The organism is Rothia sp. CCM 9416 (genome assembly GCF_048513535.1).
Taxonomy (GTDB): domain Bacteria; phylum Actinomycetota; class Actinomycetes; order Actinomycetales; family Micrococcaceae; genus Rothia.
Window position 1 is genome coordinate 1 of the sequence record NZ_JBLXXR010000011.1, and the last position, 18,289, is coordinate 18,289.

General features: G+C 59.4%; 12 protein-coding genes and 1 tRNA gene. 10 read left to right on the plus strand and 3 right to left on the minus strand.

The genetic code is table 11. The features are described from left to right. A partial coding sequence (locus tag ACN080_RS05755) for a hypothetical protein (protein ID WP_419113270.1) occupies positions 1-288 on the plus strand: 288 nt, incomplete at its 5' end. On the opposite strand, the gene hrpA is transcribed toward ACN080_RS05755, so the two are convergent. Continuing rightward, the gene (gene hrpA, locus ACN080_RS05760) at positions 285-4,766 is read right to left on the minus strand and encodes an ATP-dependent RNA helicase HrpA (RefSeq protein ID WP_419113271.1); all 4,482 of its coding nucleotides are present in this window, start codon (positions 4,764-4,766) and stop codon (positions 285-287) included. The two genes, ACN080_RS05755 and hrpA, sit on opposite strands and share 4 nt — an antisense overlap. Before the next feature lie 213 nt (positions 4,767-4,979). Next, positions 4,980-5,702 (minus strand): purine-nucleoside phosphorylase, encoded by a 723-nt coding sequence (deoD, locus tag ACN080_RS05765; RefSeq protein WP_419113272.1) that lies wholly within the window; start codon positions 5,700-5,702, stop codon positions 4,980-4,982. Between the two features lie 92 nt (positions 5,703-5,794). Here deoD and ACN080_RS05770 point away from each other — a divergent pair, with 92 nt between their 5' ends. Next, entirely contained in the window at positions 5,795-6,769 is a 975-nt protein-coding gene (locus ACN080_RS05770) for a GNAT family N-acetyltransferase (protein ID WP_419113273.1), read from the plus strand. A 159-nt stretch (positions 6,770-6,928) separates the two neighbouring features. On the opposite strand, the gene ACN080_RS05775 is transcribed toward ACN080_RS05770, so the two are convergent. Next, positions 6,929-7,001 (minus strand) — tRNA-Arg (locus ACN080_RS05775). A gap of 260 nt (positions 7,002-7,261) precedes the next feature. Here ACN080_RS05775 and ACN080_RS05780 point away from each other — a divergent pair. The 8 genes from ACN080_RS05780 (at position 7,262) to prmC (ending at position 18,286) form a co-directional block, all read left to right on the plus strand. Beyond that, entirely contained in the window at positions 7,262-8,179 is a 918-nt protein-coding gene (locus ACN080_RS05780) for an alpha/beta hydrolase fold domain-containing protein (RefSeq protein WP_419113274.1), read from the plus strand. Positions 8,180-8,242: 63 nt separating this feature from the next. Then, on the plus strand, positions 8,243-9,904 hold the full coding sequence (gene argS, locus ACN080_RS05785; RefSeq protein WP_419113275.1) for an arginine--tRNA ligase: 1,662 nt from the start codon (positions 8,243-8,245) through the stop codon (positions 9,902-9,904). A gap of 2 nt (positions 9,905-9,906) precedes the next feature. Continuing rightward, entirely contained in the window at positions 9,907-11,391 is a 1,485-nt protein-coding gene (gene lysA / locus ACN080_RS05790; protein WP_419100646.1) for a diaminopimelate decarboxylase, read from the plus strand. A gap of 166 nt (positions 11,392-11,557) precedes the next feature. Further along, positions 11,558-12,853 carry a homoserine dehydrogenase gene (locus tag ACN080_RS05795; protein ID WP_419110257.1) on the plus strand — a complete coding sequence of 432 codons (1,296 nt, stop codon included), beginning with the start codon at positions 11,558-11,560 and terminating at the stop codon, positions 12,851-12,853. An 18-nt stretch (positions 12,854-12,871) separates the two neighbouring features. Then, a complete protein-coding gene (thrB, locus tag ACN080_RS05800; RefSeq protein WP_419113276.1) occupies positions 12,872-13,876 on the plus strand; it encodes a homoserine kinase in 1,005 nt (334 codons plus the stop codon). A 308-nt stretch (positions 13,877-14,184) separates the two neighbouring features. Next, positions 14,185-16,185 (plus strand): transcription termination factor Rho, encoded by a 2,001-nt coding sequence (rho, locus tag ACN080_RS05805; RefSeq protein ID WP_419104579.1) that lies wholly within the window; start codon positions 14,185-14,187, stop codon positions 16,183-16,185. 104 nt (positions 16,186-16,289) lie between these two features. After that, positions 16,290-17,372 carry a peptide chain release factor 1 gene (gene prfA, locus ACN080_RS05810; protein ID WP_419100642.1) on the plus strand — a complete coding sequence of 361 codons (1,083 nt, stop codon included), beginning with the start codon at positions 16,290-16,292 and terminating at the stop codon, positions 17,370-17,372. Positions 17,373-17,374: 2 nt separating this feature from the next. Next, positions 17,375-18,286, plus strand: a complete 912-nt coding sequence (gene prmC, locus ACN080_RS05815; RefSeq protein WP_419104578.1) for a peptide chain release factor N(5)-glutamine methyltransferase — start codon at positions 17,375-17,377, stop codon at positions 18,284-18,286. Positions 18,287-18,289: the final 3 nt, after the last annotated feature.

Genomic DNA, 18,289 nt, shown 5'->3' on the forward strand with positions numbered 1-18,289 from the left:
GTGGATGTTGAGGCTGAGCTTGAGCGGGTGAGTGAGTTTTGGCGGTCTCAGGGGTGGACGGATATTCGGCGTGGATATGGAGGTGTTGGCGATCATCGTATTTATGTTTATAGTCCTTCGGGGTTAAAGCTGGTTTATACCTTGATGATTTATGAGGGTAATGCTGTGAGGGTTTTGCAGATGGATTCTATGTGTGCGCGTGAGTTCGCCAGTGGTAGTCCGGTGTACTTGGGGGATTTTCAGGACCGTTATTTTGCTTCTCCGACTGCTTCGTCATCATCCGCCTAGCCTGCAGAACCCCTCATGGTCTCAACTGCCTGGCGCAGGGCCTTACCGACGCGCTTCTCACTGACCGTGTAGGCGGTCCCCAGCTCCTGAGCAAAGAAGCTGACCCGCAGTTCCTCAATCATCCAGCTCACAGCCTCCAGCTCGGGGCTGGGGGAAACCCCCGCAGGCAGAGACTCAAGAGCCTTATCGTAGGAATCCTCTAGCTCCTGAACAGCCAACATGAGCTGATTATCCCGGTTGATGTTTGGCCCCAGCTTCTCCATACGCTTAATCATGGCTTTGAGGTAGCGCGGTAGGTGGTGCAGTTGAGCCGCGCCGGTAGCGGCCACAAAACCCGGGTAAATCAGGTTCTCCAGCTGGGCTTTCATATCGCCTATAGCGTGAATAACCGCCAGCGAGGTGCTCTTTTTCATGAGCTTCTGAACAGCGGTTGCCTGGGTAAGAATATCGGCCACCAGCTTGGTGATGGTAAAAACCGTATCAATCAAATCAGCGCGCACACTGTTAAAAAGCTCGGTGTAGTCGGCCCGGGTGAAGGGCGGGGTCGCCGGGGTGAGTTGGTCAATGGCCGCTACGGTGCAGTCGCTAATGAGTGAATCAACAGAGCCGTGCGGGTTCTGGGTAAAGACCATCTTCTCCCTATTATTCAGGTGCTCAGATACATACCGCTCAGGGGAGGGAGTATTGAGTTTGAGCAGGCGGATAACACCGGAACGCTGGGCACGGACGGCCTCGGCCTCGGAGGGGAAAATACGCACAGCAACAGAGGAACCCTCATCGACCAGAGCCGGGTAGCCAGCAACCTTTTGGGTGGCGATGACGCGCTCTACCTTACGGGGCAAATCCTGGGCAGGCCAGTCCGTCAGGCCCGATACCTCACGTACAGCACCGGCAGCTGGAGCGGTAGCGGCCTGCCCGCCAGCGGGTGCAGCGCCCTGAACAGGGCCCTTACCAAGCTGGGATGGCTGGCCCGGGCAGGAGCCACCGTTCCTGCCCGAAGCCTTAGAGCCCGAAGCTACAGCACCCTGAGCCATAGCCTGCATCCGATTCATGGCCTCCGGGGAAGCCCCCAAAGAAGCCGCCAGAGCCGAACGGATCTCGGCGTGCAGACTGGCCTGCAGGCTGGCGAGATCCTTGCTCTCACCCAGAATCTTGTTGCGGTGATCGCGCACCTGGAAGGAAAAACGCAGGTGCTCCGGAACAGACTCCCAGCTAAACTCAGCCGGGTCCACCACATGTCCGCGCAGACGGCGCAGAACCAGGGCCAGCGAATCGGTCAGCGAATCCTCAGCCGGCGAAAAATCAGCCGTCAGCTTCTCTACCGCCTGGCGGGCGACATCGGGGGCAGGCACAAAATTCTTACGAATCTGCTTGGGTAGGGACTTAATCAGGGCGGTTACCAGCTCCTGGCGCAGGCCAGGAATCAGCCACTCAAAAGGAGCCGGATCTAGCTGCCCCAAGAAAAGCACCGGAACCTGAACCGCAATACCGTCCGTCTGGGCCGCAGAAGAACGTACCCCGCCAATAGACACGGTGGGGGCATACTCATAGCGTAAGTCCAGATCAAGCTCCCCACCAGAGGTGCGGGCAACCCAGGTGCGGGGGAAGAGCGACTCATCATAGTCACCTGCCTGCTCATCAATCAGGTTCTCTGGGCTGAAATCCAGCAGGTGCTCATTGACCTTGCGCTCCTGGGACCACCAACGGTCAAAGTGCCGTTCGGAGACAACATGGTCAGGAATACGGGCATCGTAGAAGTCAAAGAGAACCTGGTCATCAACCCGCAAATCACGCCTGCGCAGGCGGGCTTCCAGCTCTTCAACCTCAGCCAGGGCCTTCTGGTTGCGCGCAAAGAAGCGGTGCCGGGTAGACCAGTCCCCTTCCACCAGGGCAGAACGGATAAAAATTTCACGAGCTGCCTCCGGATCAACCCGCCAGTACTGCACCCGGCGATCAGCAATAACCGGCAGACCCAGCAAAGTGACCTTCTCATGGGCCAGCACGGACCCCTGGCGCGAAGACCAGTGAGGGTCAGAATACTGGCGTTTGAGCAGGGGACCACCCAGCTCTTCCACCCACTCCGGCTCAATCTGAGCGTTCACCCGTGCCCATAGGCGTGAGGTCTCCACCAGTTCAGCAGATACCAGCCAGACGGGGTTCTTCTTAAAGAGAGCAGAGCCAGGAAAAATAGCGAACCGGCTGCCGCGTGCACCACGGTACTCGTGCCGGTTAGTTTCGTCCTGCATACCGATGTGGGAGAGCAGGCCGGTCAAGAGCGACTTGTGCACCTCAGTTTCGTGGGCCGCAGGGTCAATATGGCGCCCACCCTCAACCGTGATACCGGCAGACCGGCCAATCTCGCGGAGCTGAGTAAAAAGATCCTGCCACTCACGAATCCGCAAGAAATTCAGGTACTCCCGGTGGCACATCTTCCTGAACTGGCTTGAAGACAGCTCGGACTGCTTCTCATGGATGAACTGCCACAGGAGCAAGAAGCTGGTGAAGTCAGACTTATCGTCCTTGAAACGGGCGTGCAAGGCATCGGCCTCGCCCCGGTGCTCAGCCGGGCGTTCGCGGGGGTCCTGAATGGTCAGCGCCGCCGCCAGAACCATAATTTCCTTGGCAACACCGCGCTTGGCGCCCTCCACAATCATACGGGCCAGACGCGGGTCTACCGGTAGCGCCGCCATTGCACGGCCTGCTGCTGTGAGCGGGCTGGTGGGCTTGCGGAGCTGACGCGGCTGGTGCTTGGCTGCGCTCAGCGCCCCTAGCTCCCGCAACAGGTTCAGACCGTCATTAATAGCCCGGGTCTCCGGGGGCTGAACAAAGGGGAACTTCTCAATATCGGACGGGGAACGCACCACACCGATGGCGGTCATCTGTAGGATAACAGCGGCTAGATTAGTACGGAGAATCTCGGGGTCAGTGAACTCAGCGCGTGAGGCAAAATCCTCCTCCGAATAGAGGCGGATAGCGATACCGTCCGACACACGGCCACAGCGACCTGACCGCTGGTTGGCGCTGGCCTGAGAAATACGCTCAATGGGTAGGCGCTGAACCTTGGTCCGGGATGAATAACGGGAAATACGGGCTGTCCCCGTATCAATCACATACTTGATACCCGGCACCGTCAGAGAGGTTTCAGCGACGTTGGTTGCCAGCACAATGCGGGGCCTACCACCGGGTTTGAAGACCCGGTGCTGTTCAGCCATCGAAAGACGGGCAAAGAGAGGCAGAACCTCATAGTCAGCCAGACGGCGGGTGGTGCGAACCATCTCGGTAATGGCCTCTGCCGCGTCCCTAATCTCTCGCTCACCCGAGAAGAAAATCAGGATATCTCCGGGTGCTTCCTCCGAAAGTTCACGGATAGCATCGAGTACGCCGTCCAGAGGGTCGCGGTCCTCGTCCTCCAGGCCGTCGCCTGCATCGTCGGCATCCTCGCCGCCGTCACCGGTGCGGGGTTCACTCAGCGGGCGGTAACGAATCTCCACCGGGAAAGTACGGCCAGAGACTTCGATAATGGGCGGGGCATCATCGGGTAGGGCGGCCTCGGCGATGTCCCCTTCCTTATCGGTTGGCGAATCATCGATGATTCCCACACCGGGCACAAAGCTGGGGGAGAAGTGGCGGGCAAAACGCTCGGGGTCAATGGTCGCTGAGGTAATAACAATTTTGAGGTCTGGGCGTTGGGACATAATCCGTTTGAGGTAGCCCAGAATGAAGTCGATATTGAGACTGCGCTCGTGCGCCTCGTCAATGATGATTGCCGAGTAGTTTTTCAGGAGCGGGTCGTTCTGAATCTCAGCCAGCAGAATACCGTCGGTCATGAGTTTAATGGCTGAGCTCTCACCGACCTCGGAGGTGAAGCGCACCTGGTAGCCCACGGTCTGCCCGATTTTTTGACCCAGCTCTTGGGCAATACGTTCAGCAACCGAATGGGCGGCAAGACGGCGGGGCTGGGTATGACCAATCATGCCCTTTTGGGCTAGCCCAAGCTCCAGAAGCATTTTGGGTAGCTGGGTGGTCTTACCGGAGCCGGTTTCACCGGCCACGATAGTGACCTGGTTCTCGCGGATAGCAGCCATGATGTCGTCCCTGCGGGCAGAGACGGGTAGAGCTTCCGGGTAGCTGATGGTGTCAGGAATGAGTGGGGTATAGGGGCGGCGGGTGCCTTGAGCTCTGTCCCGGTTGCCAGAGCGTGAGCTTCTGGGGTTCTGTTTCTGGTTGCCCTCTTGCTGTGGTTCGGTGGTCTTGTTTCTGGGTGACTTCTTACGCTGTCCGGTAGCTTGCGGGCGGCGGGTGCGGCCTTGGTTGCGGCTCCTACCCTGTGCGGGCTGGCCAGGCTGTTCTGACCCGCGGGTGTGCTGATTGCCGGTGGCTTCTGGCTGCGCGGTGCGCGTCTTTGCGGCGTGCATAGCGGCGGCAATGGCTGAGAGCGGCTGGGCGGGGGGACGGGGTGAGGGCGATGAAGTAGACATACTGCCTACCATTTTAGGGCTAGAAGCTGTGCCCGTGGGCGGGTTTCTCTAGACGCGTGAAGCCAGCTAGTTCTCTGGCTCAAAATAGCCAGAGATACCTGTTAGGGGGTGCCTGTCTTTGCACCCAGGAGAGCTGAAGCCCTGTGAAAGACGCAGCGCCCCGCCCTCCTGATTCTTGGCAGGGGAGCGGGGCGCTCCTATCAGCAGAGATCTTTAGAGGCTGGCGGCCACCGGCAGGACCAGTTCCATCATTCCGGTGAAGGCGGTCTGGCGTTCATCAGCGGTTGTCTCTACACCCTTGAAGAGGTGGTCAGAGACAGTGAAAACCGAGAGGGCCTGCACCCCGGCAGCGGCGGCGACCGAGTAGATACCTGCGGTTTCCATCTCAACAGCCAGTACGCCCATGTCGGCCCACTTTTGGGCGTCGCTGGGGTCTGCGCGGTAGAAGACATCCGAGGAGAGCACGTTGCCCACGTTCAGGGCCAGGTTCTGGGTTTCAGCTTCCTTAGCTACGGCTGAGAGCAGGGGCCATGACGCGGTGGGGGCGTAGGTGCCGGGTAGCTTGTAGTGGTGCAGGAAGTTTGAGTCGGTGGAAGCTGCCGAAGCGACCACGATGTCAAAGAGGTCCAGGTTGGTGGATAGGCCACCACAGGTGCCGATGCGAATCAGGTTCTTGACCCCGAAGCTGTGAATGAGTTCGTGGGTGTAGAGGCTGGCTGAGGGGATACCCATGCCGGTGCCCATGACGCTGATACGTGAGCCCTTGTAGTCGCCGGTGAAACCGAACATGTTGCGGACGGTGTTGAACTGTACGACGTTCTGCAGGTAGGTGTCGGCAATGAACTTGGCGCGCAGGGGGTCGCCGGGGAGCAGAATGGTTTCGGCAATTTCAGCGCCGTGAGGGGCGATATGGGGGGTATTGACGTTCTCGGTCACAGGGTCTCTTTTCGTAATAAGCGGGGAGAATCTTTCCTCACCTAGTCTACCCAGTCCACCGGGGCCGGAACTTCACTGTTTAGACTTGCACTATGAAACTTCGACTGTGGCAAAGCACCGATGCGTCCGCCCTTCTTGAACTGGTTGAAACCAGCACGGACTTAGAGAGGCAGATGCCCCTACCTGGCACCCTCCAGGAGGCTCAGCACCTGATTGAAGGGCAGTGGCTCCCTGCGCAGGGGCGGGCTGTCTTTTGCCTGGACGATGGGCAGGCCGTCGGGCTGGTCGGTATCACCTACAGCGCACAGCAAGAGGACGGTTCCTGGGATAGGGGCTGGGTCTACTACTGGATTGCCGACCGGGCTCGAGGTAAAGGAATCCTTAAAAGCGCGGTGCGGGCAGTCTGCGACTGGGCCCTGGGGCAGTACAATCCGCCAGAAGAAAAGCACCCAAGGCTAGATACTGAACTGCTGGGTACTTTAGAATCGCCCAACCTACGCCGCCTGGAACTGGGTTACCGGACCAACAACCCAGCTTCTGGTGCGGTGGCCCGCTATGCAGGCTTTACCGTGGAAGGCATTGAACGCCAGAAGTTCCTGTACCTGGGGCAAACCTATGATGCTGTTCTTGCAGCCCGGCTCCGCCAGCTACCGGCACCGGACTTCAGCACAGGGGTAGCAGTTCACCACATTGAACTGTGGACGCAGAACCTAGAACAGGTGCGCGGTTCCTGGGACTGGGTACTGACCCAACTGGGTTTCAGCTCCTACCAGCAGTGGCAGGGAGGGCAGTCCTGGCAGGCCCAGGACGGTTCTTACATTGTCCTGGAGCAGTCCCCTCAGGTTTCTGGTGCCCACCAGCGCACCCGCGCCGGGCTCAATCACCTTGCCCTCACCTGCCCTAGCGCCCACAAGCTAGACAGCCTGCGAGATCAGGCGGCTGAGCACGGCTGGTCTGAGCTCTTCGCCCCGAACTACCCGCATGCAGGCGGGCCACAACATTACGCCCTCTACCTGGAAAACACCCAGGGCTTCGAACTTGAAATCGTAGCGCCCCAGCCACAATAAATGCCCACCACAAAAAAGAGAAGGCATGCCAGCGCTTCGCGCATTCTGGCAGAACTGATTGCTGGCTAAAATCGCCACATCGGTGACGATTTTGACGCCAGGCACAAAAAGAGAAGGCATGCCAGCGCTTCACGCATTCTGGCATGCCTTCTCTTTTTGTGCCCTCGAAAGGATTCGAACCTTCGACACCCAGCTCCGGAAACTGGTGCTCTATCCACTGAGCTACGAGGGCTTATGATGACTCTTTGACCAAGCCATGTTTACCAGCCTAGCAAGCTCGGCTGATTCATTCGGATTTCTTATCCGCCTGTAGGCGGAAAACCTCATTCACCATGAGCTACCAGGGTAACAAACTCTCAGCCAAAACCTTTATGCGGTTAGGCCATCAAGCCACACCCACTATATCAGAAACACTTGGGCTGGGCTAAACGCCCGCAGACAGGTGCAAACGCTACAGTATTGAGGGTAAGTACCGGCAGATGAAAGGCACCCGTGAACGTCACCAGCGGCAACTACGCAGGCACCAGCGACCCCGCCCAAACCTACGACTTCTACCCGCCTGCAAGCACCGGGGCCAACAGGCAGCCAGCACCCTTACTCATCTATGTTCACGGGGGAGCCTGGCGCTTTGGCGACAAAGCCAGCTTTGCCCAAGCCGATAAGGGCCTGCACACAGTGCGCCAAGGGCTGGCAGAAGCAGGGTTCGCTACAGCCTCCATCAACTACCGGCTCAGCCACCAAGCACTCTTTCCCGCCCAAATCAACGACCTTAAAACCTCGATCCGCTACTTCAAAGAGAAGGCCGCAGAATTTTCCATCGACCCCGACCGTATCGCCCTAGCCGGTGGCTCAGCCGGTGGACACCTGGTTCAGCTAGCCGCCGCAACCGGCCACCTGGCAGAACCCTACCTTGAAGGTATCCCAGCAACGGCGCTAGCCGCCGCACAAGCACAGGGGCAACCGGACTCAAGGGTTCGCTGTGCCCTGAGCATCTACGGGGTCAGCGACCTGCGCAGTATCTTTGACGACCGCGTGGCCTGGGGCTTTGACCGGGACCACCCCGAAGACGACGGCGCAGAATGGCGGCTTTTGGGATCCACCTACCCGGCCCCCGCAGGTAGCCAGGCCGCTATCAACTGGGCAAAAGCTCACCCCATCGACTATGCCCTCGCCGCCAGCCCGAGCGGGCCAAGAACCCACGCACCGGTCTACTACCTGCACGGAACCTCAGACACCTGCGTGCCCCCCAACCAATCAATCCGCGCCCACCGGGCCCTTGCAGGGGCGGGTATCCCCACCGAACTCACCCTGGTTGGCGGTGCTGAACACTCAGACCCGGCTATCTACGCCAGCGCCAGTCTCTGGGCACACATCGTTGACTGGCTGACCCAGCACACCAATAAGAGCTAGGCCACACCCTAAGAACCTGCTTGCTGGGTTGGCTAGGTGGTGCCTTTGGGTAGACTTGAACCTATGACACCCGAAGAACTCTCCCTTGCTATTGACGGCGCGCTCGCAGCAGCCTTAGCTGCCGGTGAACTGACCCTGACCGATGGTGAAACCGCACCCGCTGTGCGCATTGAACGCCCCAAGAACCGTGACCACGGTGACTGGGCCACCAACATCGCCCTCCAAATCTCTAAGCAGGTCGGCAAGAACCCGCGCGAAGTAGCCCAGGTCCTTGCGGGCAGAATCACCGAGCTTCCCGGTGTTGCCTCTGTTGATATCGCAGGCCCCGGCTTCCTAAACATCATTCTCGATGCCGCCGCCGCCGGTGAACTGGCGCAGACTATTCTCCAGCAGAGGCAAGCCTACGGAACCAACCAGACCCTGGCCGGTAAGACCATTAACCTTGAGTTCGTTTCGGCTAACCCCACCGGCCCCATCCACCTGGGCGGTACCCGCTGGGCCGCTGTGGGCGATTCTCTGGCCCGTATCTTCCAATCCCAGGGCGCCAAGGTCGTGCGTGAATACTACTTCAACGACCACGGTAACCAGATTGACCGCTTTGCCCGCTCTCTGCTGGCCCGCGCCAGGGGAGAGGCTGCACCCGAGGACGGCTACGGTGGCGAGTACATCACCGATATTGCCAACCGCGTGCTCGAAGCCCGCCCCGATGCTTTGACCTCTGCGGACCCTCAGGAAGTCTTCCGCGCCACCGGCGTTGAGTTTATGTTCGAGGACATCAAGAAGTCCCTGCACGAGTTCCACGTAGATTTTGACGTTTTCTTCCACGAGAACTCACTCTTTGAAGAGGGAAAGGTAGATGAACTCCTTGAAAAGCTTAAGGAGTCCGAGAACCTCTACTTCAAGGACGGCGCCTGGTGGCTCAAGTCCACCGATTTTGGCGACGACAAGGACCGTGTGGTCATCAAATCCGACGGCAACGCCGCCTACATTGCCGGGGATATCGCCTACTTCCAGGACAAAACCAAGCGCCCTGTTGACCCGGCTGACCTAGCTATTTACATGCTGGGCGCTGACCACCACGGCTACGTTGCCCGCCTCAAGGCCGCCGCCGCCGCGCTGGGCGATAACCCGGACATGGTCGAGGTCATGATTGGCCAGATGGTAAACCTGGTCAAGGACGGCAAGCCTGTGCGTATGTCCAAGCGCGCAGGCAACGTGGTGACCATGGAGGACTTAGTCGAGATTGTGGGCGTGGATGCGGCCCGCTACTCGCTGACCCGCTACTCGGTGGACTCCAACATCGATATCGACCTGGACCTGCTGACAAAGCAGTCCAACGAGAACCCCGTGTTCTACGTTCAGTACGCCCACGCCCGCACCTGCGCTATTACCCGTAATGCCGAGGCCGCCGGGGTGAGCACCGACTCAGTGGACTTGGCCCTGCTGGACTCCGAAGCAGACTCTGCCCTGCTGGCCGCCCTGGGCCAGTATGCCGGTACTGTCAAAGAGGCCGCGGAGTTCCGCGAGCCCCACCGCCTGGCCCGCTACCTTGAAGCTCTAGCTGGCACCTACCACCGCTGGTATGGCCTCTCCCACGTGGCCCCCAAGGGCGACGAAGAGATAACCGACCTGCACCGCACCCGGCTGCTCCTGAACCAGGCAACTGGCCAGGTTCTGGCCAATGGTCTGGGACTGCTGGGCGTGAGCGCTCCGGAGAAGATGTAACCATGGCTCACCAAGTAGCGCTTTATAAGCCTGAATGGCTAACCTACCCGCAGAACCCGGCTGAGCTCAGCCCTGTCATCTGGATGCCCTCTTTTGCCCGTGACGCACAGGGGCAGCTGACCGTGGACGGCACCGCTGTCTCGTCATTGGTGGAGGAGTTTGGAACTCCCCAGTACGTCTTTTCGGAGAGCACCTTCCGTGCCCGTGCCGCCGAATTCCGTGCCGCCTTTGAGCAGGCCTTTGAAGCTCACGGCGCTGAAGTGTCGGTCTACTACGCTGGCAAGTCCTTCCTGACAACCGCCGTGGCCAAGTGGGCTGAGGAAGAGGGCCTATGCCTGGATACCGCCAGCGGCGGCGAACTGGCTTTGGCTATGCGCGCCGGTGTTGCCGGGGGCAAGATTGCCCTGCACGGGAACAACAAGTCAGAAGCCGAGATTGCTCGCGCTCTGACCTACGGTGTGGGCCGCCTAGTAGCAGACTCGGTACCGGAGGTTCAGCTTATTGCACGGGTTGCCACTGAACTGGGTGTTACCGCGCCGGTCATGCTCCGGGTAACCCCCGGTGTTCACGCCTCCACTCATGATTTCATTGCCACAGCACACGAGGACCAGAAATTCGGCCAGTCACTGGTACCCGGCACCGCCGCTCTGGCTGGGCTGAGCCAGGCAGAATTGGATCAGCTGGGTGTCACCGCTGATGATGCTTACGCCACTCTTGCGGCGGCTCTAGCTCTAGCCAGTGAGAGCATTGACCTGCGCGGTCTGCACTGCCACATCGGTTCCCAGATTTTTGAAGCCGAGGGCTTTGGAAAGGCCGCCGAGAAGGTGCTGACCTACATGCACCAGCTCAACGAGCGCTTTAATGTGGTGCTACCCGAAATCGACCTGGGCGGTGGCTACGGCATTGGCTACACCGAGCAGGACACCCCGCGCGGTTCGGCAGAAATTGCGCGGGAGCTGGCCGCTATGGTTGCCTCAACCTGCCGGGCTGTGGGTATGGCTATCCCGCATCTCTCCTTTGAACCCGGACGCTCTATCTCCGGCCCCTCCGGTATCACCCTCTACACGGTGGGCACCATCAAAAACGTTTCTATCGAGGACGAAAACGGTGACACCCGCGTGCGCCGCTACGTCTCGGTTGACGGTGGTATGAGCGATAACCCCCGCCCGGTTCTTTACGAGTCAGACTACGCAGTGACCCTGGCTAACCGTGCTCCGGCAGGGGAGCAGCTACTAAGCCGCGTGGTGGGTAAGCACTGCGAATCCGGTGACATCGTAATTCGTTATTGTTACCTGCCTGCCGACCTCACCGCTGGTGATGTTCTAGCGGTCCCCGCAACAGGTGCCTACAACCACGTGATGAGCTCGAACTACAACTACCTCACCCGCCCGCCGGTGGTGGCAACTAGCCAGGGTAAGCCTGCCCGCGCTATCGTTCGCCGGGAAACCGAAGAGGATATGTTGGCCCGCGACCTGGGCCTGGTCTAAGCCCTCAGCAGGAGCCTGCCATGCTGTGCCACTGATCGTAATATGGACGACACGGTATGGCAGGCTCAGTCATACTGAAAGAATGGAAGCGGGACCCGCCGCATAAATACAGTGCGCCTTGGATAGCATGGTGCGCTGCCCCCCTTTACCCCAAAACCGTCAGGAGATGCCATTGGGTAAGACCACCACCATCAAAGTAGCGCTACTAGGTGCCGGTAACGTCGGCTCTCAGGTAGCTCGTATGCTCACCGAGGACGCCACCGCCCTCCGGGACAGAATCGGTGCCGATGTTCAGCTCATCGGTATCGCTGTGCGCGATACGAAGGCTACCCGGCACTATACGGCTGATCCATCCCTTTACACCACCGATGCGGAAGGCCTGATTGATGACGCCGATGTGGTTATTGAGCTGACCGGTGGTATTGAGCCAGCCCGCACTCGTATTCTGCGTGCACTGGCCGCTGGCAAGTCGGTTGTCTCGGGTAACAAGGCTCTGCTAGCTAAGCACGGTGTCGAACTTACCGCTGCCGCCGCTCAGAGCGGCGCCCAGCTCTCCTACGAGGCCGCTGTTGCCGGCGCTATCCCCATTCTGCGCCCCCTGCGTGACTCCCTGGCTGGTGATCAGATTAGCCGGGTACTGGGTATCATGAACGGCACCACCAACTACATCCTGGATCAGATGGATACCACCGGTGCCCAGTTTGCTGATGCACTGGCTGAGGCCCAGCGCCTGGGTTACGCCGAGGCTGACCCCACCGCCGATATAGAGGGCCACGACGCCGCGTCCAAGGCTGCTATCGTTGCCTCTCTTGCTTTTCACTCAGATTTCACCATTGACGATGTGCACTGTGAGGGTATTACCTCCGTCAGTGCCGAAGAGGTTCAGGCCGCTGCCGCCGATGGCTACGTCATCAAACTTCTGGCAGTGTGCGAGAAGGACGGGGAAGGCGTGAACATTCGTGTTAACCCCACTCTGGTTCCCCGAACCCACCCGCTGGCCAGTGTTCGCGGTGCCTATAACGCGGTCTTTGTCCAGGCTGAAAACGCCGGCGAGCTCATGTTCTACGGCCCCGGTGCTGGTGGTGCTCCTACCGCTTCGGCTGTGCTGGGCGACTTTGTCTCCCTGGCCCGCCGCCTGGTTCTGGGCGGCCCAGGCATCCCGGATTCTTCCTTTGCTCAGCTCAAGGCAACCAGCATGAGCCAGGTCATTTCTCGTTACTCTGTGGGCATTGTGGTAGAGGATAAGCTGGGCGTTCTGTCAAACATTGCTCGTATCTTTGCTGAGCACGGTGTCTCAATCGAAACCATGCGTCAGGTTAAGGGAACCGGCGACGGTAGCAGCGCGACCATCCGTATTGTGACCCACCGCGCGACCGATGCCAACCTTGGCAAGACCATGGCCGTTGTTGATTCCCTGGATACGGTCCGCGAAATCTGCTCCGTGATTCGGGTGGAGGGCTAGAAACTGATGGTTTTGTCGATGACTGACGGTTCAGACGAATCCCTGCTTGAGTCTCATGCTATCCCGGTGGGTGCCCGCGTGACGGTGCGGGTACCGGCCTCCTCAGCCAACCTTGGCCCCGGCTTTGATTCCCTGGGCCTATCCCTGGCCTACTACGACGATTTGGTTGTGACCAGGCTAGCGGGGGAGGGAGAGCTGACTTTCGACCTGTCCGGCGAGGGTGCCGACCAGGTGCCCCGAGATGCCAACCACCTGGTAGTCAAGGCTATGCAGACCGCCTGGAAAGCCGCAGGGCTTCTTGAGCTACCCAGCCTGCACATTCAGGCTCATAACCGCATTCCGCATTCGCGCGGTATGGGATCATCTGCCTCTGCCATTGTTGCCGGGGTAAGTGCCGCAAACGGACTGCTACCTGCTGAGCTCCAGCTTGATGCTGATACTGTACTCCAGATTTGTTCGGGTATGGAGGGGCACCCCGACAATGTCGCCCCCTCACTGTTCGGCCAGGTGGTGATCTCCTACGGTGATGATTCGGGTTGGCATTCCCTGCCCGTCCCCGCTCACCCTGAGGTCCTCCCCGTGATTGCGGTACCCGACTACCAGGTGCCAACCAGGGTTGCCCGCGGTCTGATTCCCGAAACCGTTCCTCACCGCGAAGCCGCCACCAATGCAGGGCGCGCCGCCCTGCTAGCCCAGGCACTGACCTCCTACCCAGAGTACCTGCTCCCCGGCACCAGCGATCTACTCCACCAGTCCTACCGGGCTGCTGCCATGAAACCCAGTGCCGCACTGGTTCAGCACTTACGTGGCTTGGGCTATGCGGCAGTGATCTCCGGGGCTGGCCCCACCGTCATGGTTCTGGCACAGGGGCAGGAGCAACGGGAACATATCGGCTCTGCTATTGCTGAGTTCGTAACCCACCCCGAAGCCGGCACCTATGAAGGTCAACCGGTCACCTGGCGCGTGCTGAATATCGATATTGACACGCAAGGTGTTATGCTTACCTATGAGGAAAACGCTTAGTTCCTTAGGGGCCATCCCCCTAGACCCGAACTTATGTTCTCCGTTTCACGGTTCCGAAACCTGTAGAAGCCTCAGGTATTTGGCCGTTTACCAAGGTTCTGCCTTATGGCACTAACCTTTCTGCTGTCCTAGGCATAGCCGTGCTCATCAGCAGTTGTGCTTTCGCACATCCGTTACCTAGTCCGCGCATCAGCCGATGCTGATAGCTAGTTAGCTAATTTATGAACACTCGCCCGTTCTGGGCATGACGCATCTGTTGCGTCACTACCACCCGCGAAATCAACGACATTTCGAGAGAAGGAATCTTCGTGGCAGAAAACACCGACCTCACCGCAGGTACGGAAACCGCACAAGCGGTAGAAACCAAGTCCCCAAGCCTGAGCACTCTCAAGCTCGCTCAGCTCCAGTCCCTAGCCTCCCAGCTGGGCATCACCGGCGCTCGTCGTATGCGTAAGTCAGACCTGGTTGAAGCTATTAGCTCCCACCAGCGTGGTGGCGCTATCGCCGACCGTGAAGAGGCACCCGCTCCTGAGGCCGCTCCCGCTGAAAAGCCTAAGCGTACCCGCACCCGTAAGACTGCCGCAGAAAAAGCCGCCGAAAAAACTGCAGAGGCCCAAGCCCCTGCGCAGAGCGACCAGGATGCGGCTGAGGAAAAGGCAGAGAAGCCCGCAACTAAGCGCCGCACCAACCGCCGTGCTACCAGCGCATCGGCTACCGCTGCTGAGGCTAACCCCCTCGAAGCAGTAGAAGCTGCCCTGGATGCAGTCGAGTCCAAGAAAGCCGGCCGCGGTGAAAATGCTGAGGGCGAGGAAGCTCCCCGCGCTACCCGAACTCGTACCCGCAGCGACCGCCGTCGCAAGGCCGAAACCGAGACAGCCGAATCGGCTGATAACACCGAAAGCAACGGTAACGAAAAGACCGAACGCTTCGAGCGCAAGAACCGCCGGGACCGCGACAACCGCGGTGACAAGCAGGATCGCTCCGAGAAGCAGGACCGCGATAACCGTTCTAAGAACAACGACCGCGATAACCGCTCTGAGCGCCAGCAGAACAACGGCCCCGACGAGGACCGCCGCAACGGTCGTAAGAACCGCCGCGACCGCCAGCAGGAGCGCCGTGAACGCCGTAGCAACCGCAGGGACGACTTCGAACCCGAGATCCGTGAAGACGATGTTCTGATCCCCGTCGCCGGTGTTCTTGACGTTCTAGATAACTACGCTTTTGTTCGTACCTCCGGCTACCTGCCCGGTAGCAACGATGTCTATGTTTCGCTGGCCCAGGTCAAGCGTCACGGCCTGCGCAAGGGCGACGCAATCGTAGGCACAATCCGTGCCCCTCGAGAAGGCGATAACAACAACCGCCAGAAGTTCAACGCTCTGGTTCAGGTCACCACCATCAACGGTCTGACCCCCGAAGAGTCCAAAGGCCGCCGCGACTTCAACAAGCTAACCCCGCTTTACCCCAAGGAGCGCCTGCGCCTGGAGACCGAAGCCAAGAAGGTTGGCCCCCGCGTCATTGACCTGGTTGCCCCCATCGGTAAGGGCCAGCGCGGTCTTATTGTTGCACCCCCCAAGGCCGGTAAGACCCTGATGCTTCAGTCCATCGCGAACGCTATCACCACTAACAATCCTGAGGTTCACCTCATGATGGTTCTGGTCGATGAGCGCCCCGAAGAAGTAACCGACATGCAGCGCACCGTCAACGGTGAGGTCATTGCCTCCACCTTTGACCGCCCCGCCGATGACCACACCATTGTCGCTGAACTCGCCATTGAACGCGCTAAGCGGCTGGTAGAGCAGGGCCGCGACGTTGTCGTTCTGCTGGATTCCATGACCCGTCTGGGCCGTGCCTACAACCTGGCCGCCCCCGCATCGGGCCGTATCCTCTCCGGTGGTGTCGATGCCGCTGCGCTCTACCCGCCCAAGAAGTTCTTCGGTGCGGCTCGCAATATTGAGGAGGGTGGCTCACTGACCATTTTGGCTACCGCCCTGGTTGAGACCGGCTCCAAGATGGACGAGGTTATCTTTGAGGAATTCAAGGGTACCGGCAACATGGAACTGCGCCTTTCCCGCCACCTGGCCGATAAGCGTATCTTCCCTGCTATCGACCTCAACGCTTCCAGCACCCGCCGCGAAGAGGCACTCCTCTCACCCGAGGAAATCAAGATTATGTGGCGTCTGCGCCGTGTCCTAGCTGGCATGGATCAGGAGCAGTCACTCTCGGTCCTGCTCAGCAAGCTCCGCGAGACTCAGTCCAACGTCGAATTCCTGCTGACCGTTTCTAAGAGCGGGCTCGGCCACGGCGAATAAAGGCTCGGTACACCGCCTGCTCCACACGGGGCAGGCGGTGCTTCACCCCTTAAACAAAAGATTGAGGTGCCTGTAGCGGGCACCGCGAAGAAGAGGCACATACAGTGATTGATTCAATCCAGGGTCTGCTCGATGAACACGCAGACCTCCAAAAACAGCTGGCTGACCCCGCTGTGCACGCCGCCCAGGGTAAGGCACGCAAACTCGGTCGCCGTTACGCAGAGCTCAACGGCATCGTTGAAGCCTATAAGAAGGTCACTGCCCTGCGTGATGACCTCCAGGCTGCTAGCGAAATGGCAGCCGAGGACGCCGAGTTCGCCGCTGAGGTCAAAGAAATTGAAGCCAAGCTCCCTGCCGCAGAGGAAAAACTGCGCCGCTTGCTGATTCCCCGCGACCCGGACGATGGCCGCAACGTCATTCTGGAGGTCAAGGGTGGTGAAGGTGGTGACGAGGCTTCCCTCTTTGCCGCTGACCTCTTGCGCATGTACACCCGCTACGCGGAAACCAAGGGCTGGAAGACCGAGATGATTTCCTCCCAGAGCACCGATGTGGGCGGCTACAAGGATGCCCAGATTGCTATCAAGGGCAACTCCACTGATCCGGCTGAGGGCGTCTGGGCCCACCTCAAGTACGAGGGCGGTGTTCACCGTGTTCAGCGTGTACCCGCAACAGAGTCCCAGGGGCGTATCCACACCTCTGCCGCCGGCGTACTGGTTTTCCCCGAGGTCGATGAACCCGAGGAAATCGACATTAACCAAAACGATCTGAAGATCGATGTTTACCGTTCATCTGGACCCGGTGGACAGTCAGTGAACACCACTGACTCCGCTGTGCGTATTACCCACCTGCCAACCGGCATCGTGGTAGCTATGCAGAACGAAAAGTCGCAGATTCAGAACCGCGAAGCTGCTATGCGCGTGCTCCGCGCCCGTCTCTTGGCTTGGCAGCAGGAACAGATTGATGCGGAGAACGCCGAGAAGCGTCACTCCCAGGTGCGCACCATGGACCGGTCAGAGCGTATCCGTACCTACAACTATCCCGAAAACCGTATTGCGGATCACCGCACCGGCTACAAGTCTTACAACCTGGACGCTGTCCTCAACGGTGACCTGGGCGCTGTTATCCAGTCTGCTATTGAGATGGATGAAGCCGCCCGTCTTGAGAAACTAGGCCAGGACAACAAATAATCGTGGCTGACTTTTCTGCCTTGCCCGGTGAGGATCTGGATTCAGCTCTTGGCCGGGCCTCGGTCTACCTGGCTGAGGCAGGGGTGGAATCCTCCCAGACTGATAGCCAGCTGCTTGCGGCCTATCTGTTGGAGAAGCAGACCGGTGAGCCGGTCAGCCGGGGGAGGGTTCAAACTCTTGCTCTGCTGGGTACCCCGGTGCCTGCTGATTTTGATCGGCTGGTGACTCTGCGCGGTCAGCGGATCCCGCTCCAGCACCTGACCGGGCAGGCCCATTTCCGGGGACTGACCCTTTCTGTTGGCCCGGGGGTTTTTGTTCCGCGTCCTGAGACTGAGCTACTGGTTGAACACGCTGTCGTAGAGTATCAGCGTCGCGTGGCCAAGGGTACCCTGCCGCATCGCCCCCTGGTCCTTGACCTCTGTACGGGTTCCGGGGCGATTGCTGCTTCGCTAGCTACTGAGCTGGCTGGGGCTGAGGTGCTAGCGGTCGAGCTGTCCAAGGATGCGGCCGCTTGGGCTGAGCGTAATCTTGATGGTACGGGTGCTCGACTGGTCAGGGGTGATGCCCTCACCGCACTGGAAGAGCTCAAGGGACAGGTGACACTGGTTGCCTCGAACCCACCTTATATTCCGCAGGGTGCTGTTCCAAAGGATCCCGAAGTCAGAGACCACGATCCGGCACTTGCCCTTTACGGTGGGGGAGAAGACGGCATGGAGTTGCCCTCCGCGATAGCTTACCGTGCCTACGATTTGCTGGCTCCTGGAGGGTACCTGATTATGGAGCACGCGGAAACCCAGCGGGAGCTCATGCGCCAAGCCTTTGAAAAGGCAGGCTTTGAGCGTACTGAATCTATTGACGATCTGGCGGGTAAACCCCGTCACACCAGCGGCTACAAACCGGTGTCCAAGAGCTAGGAA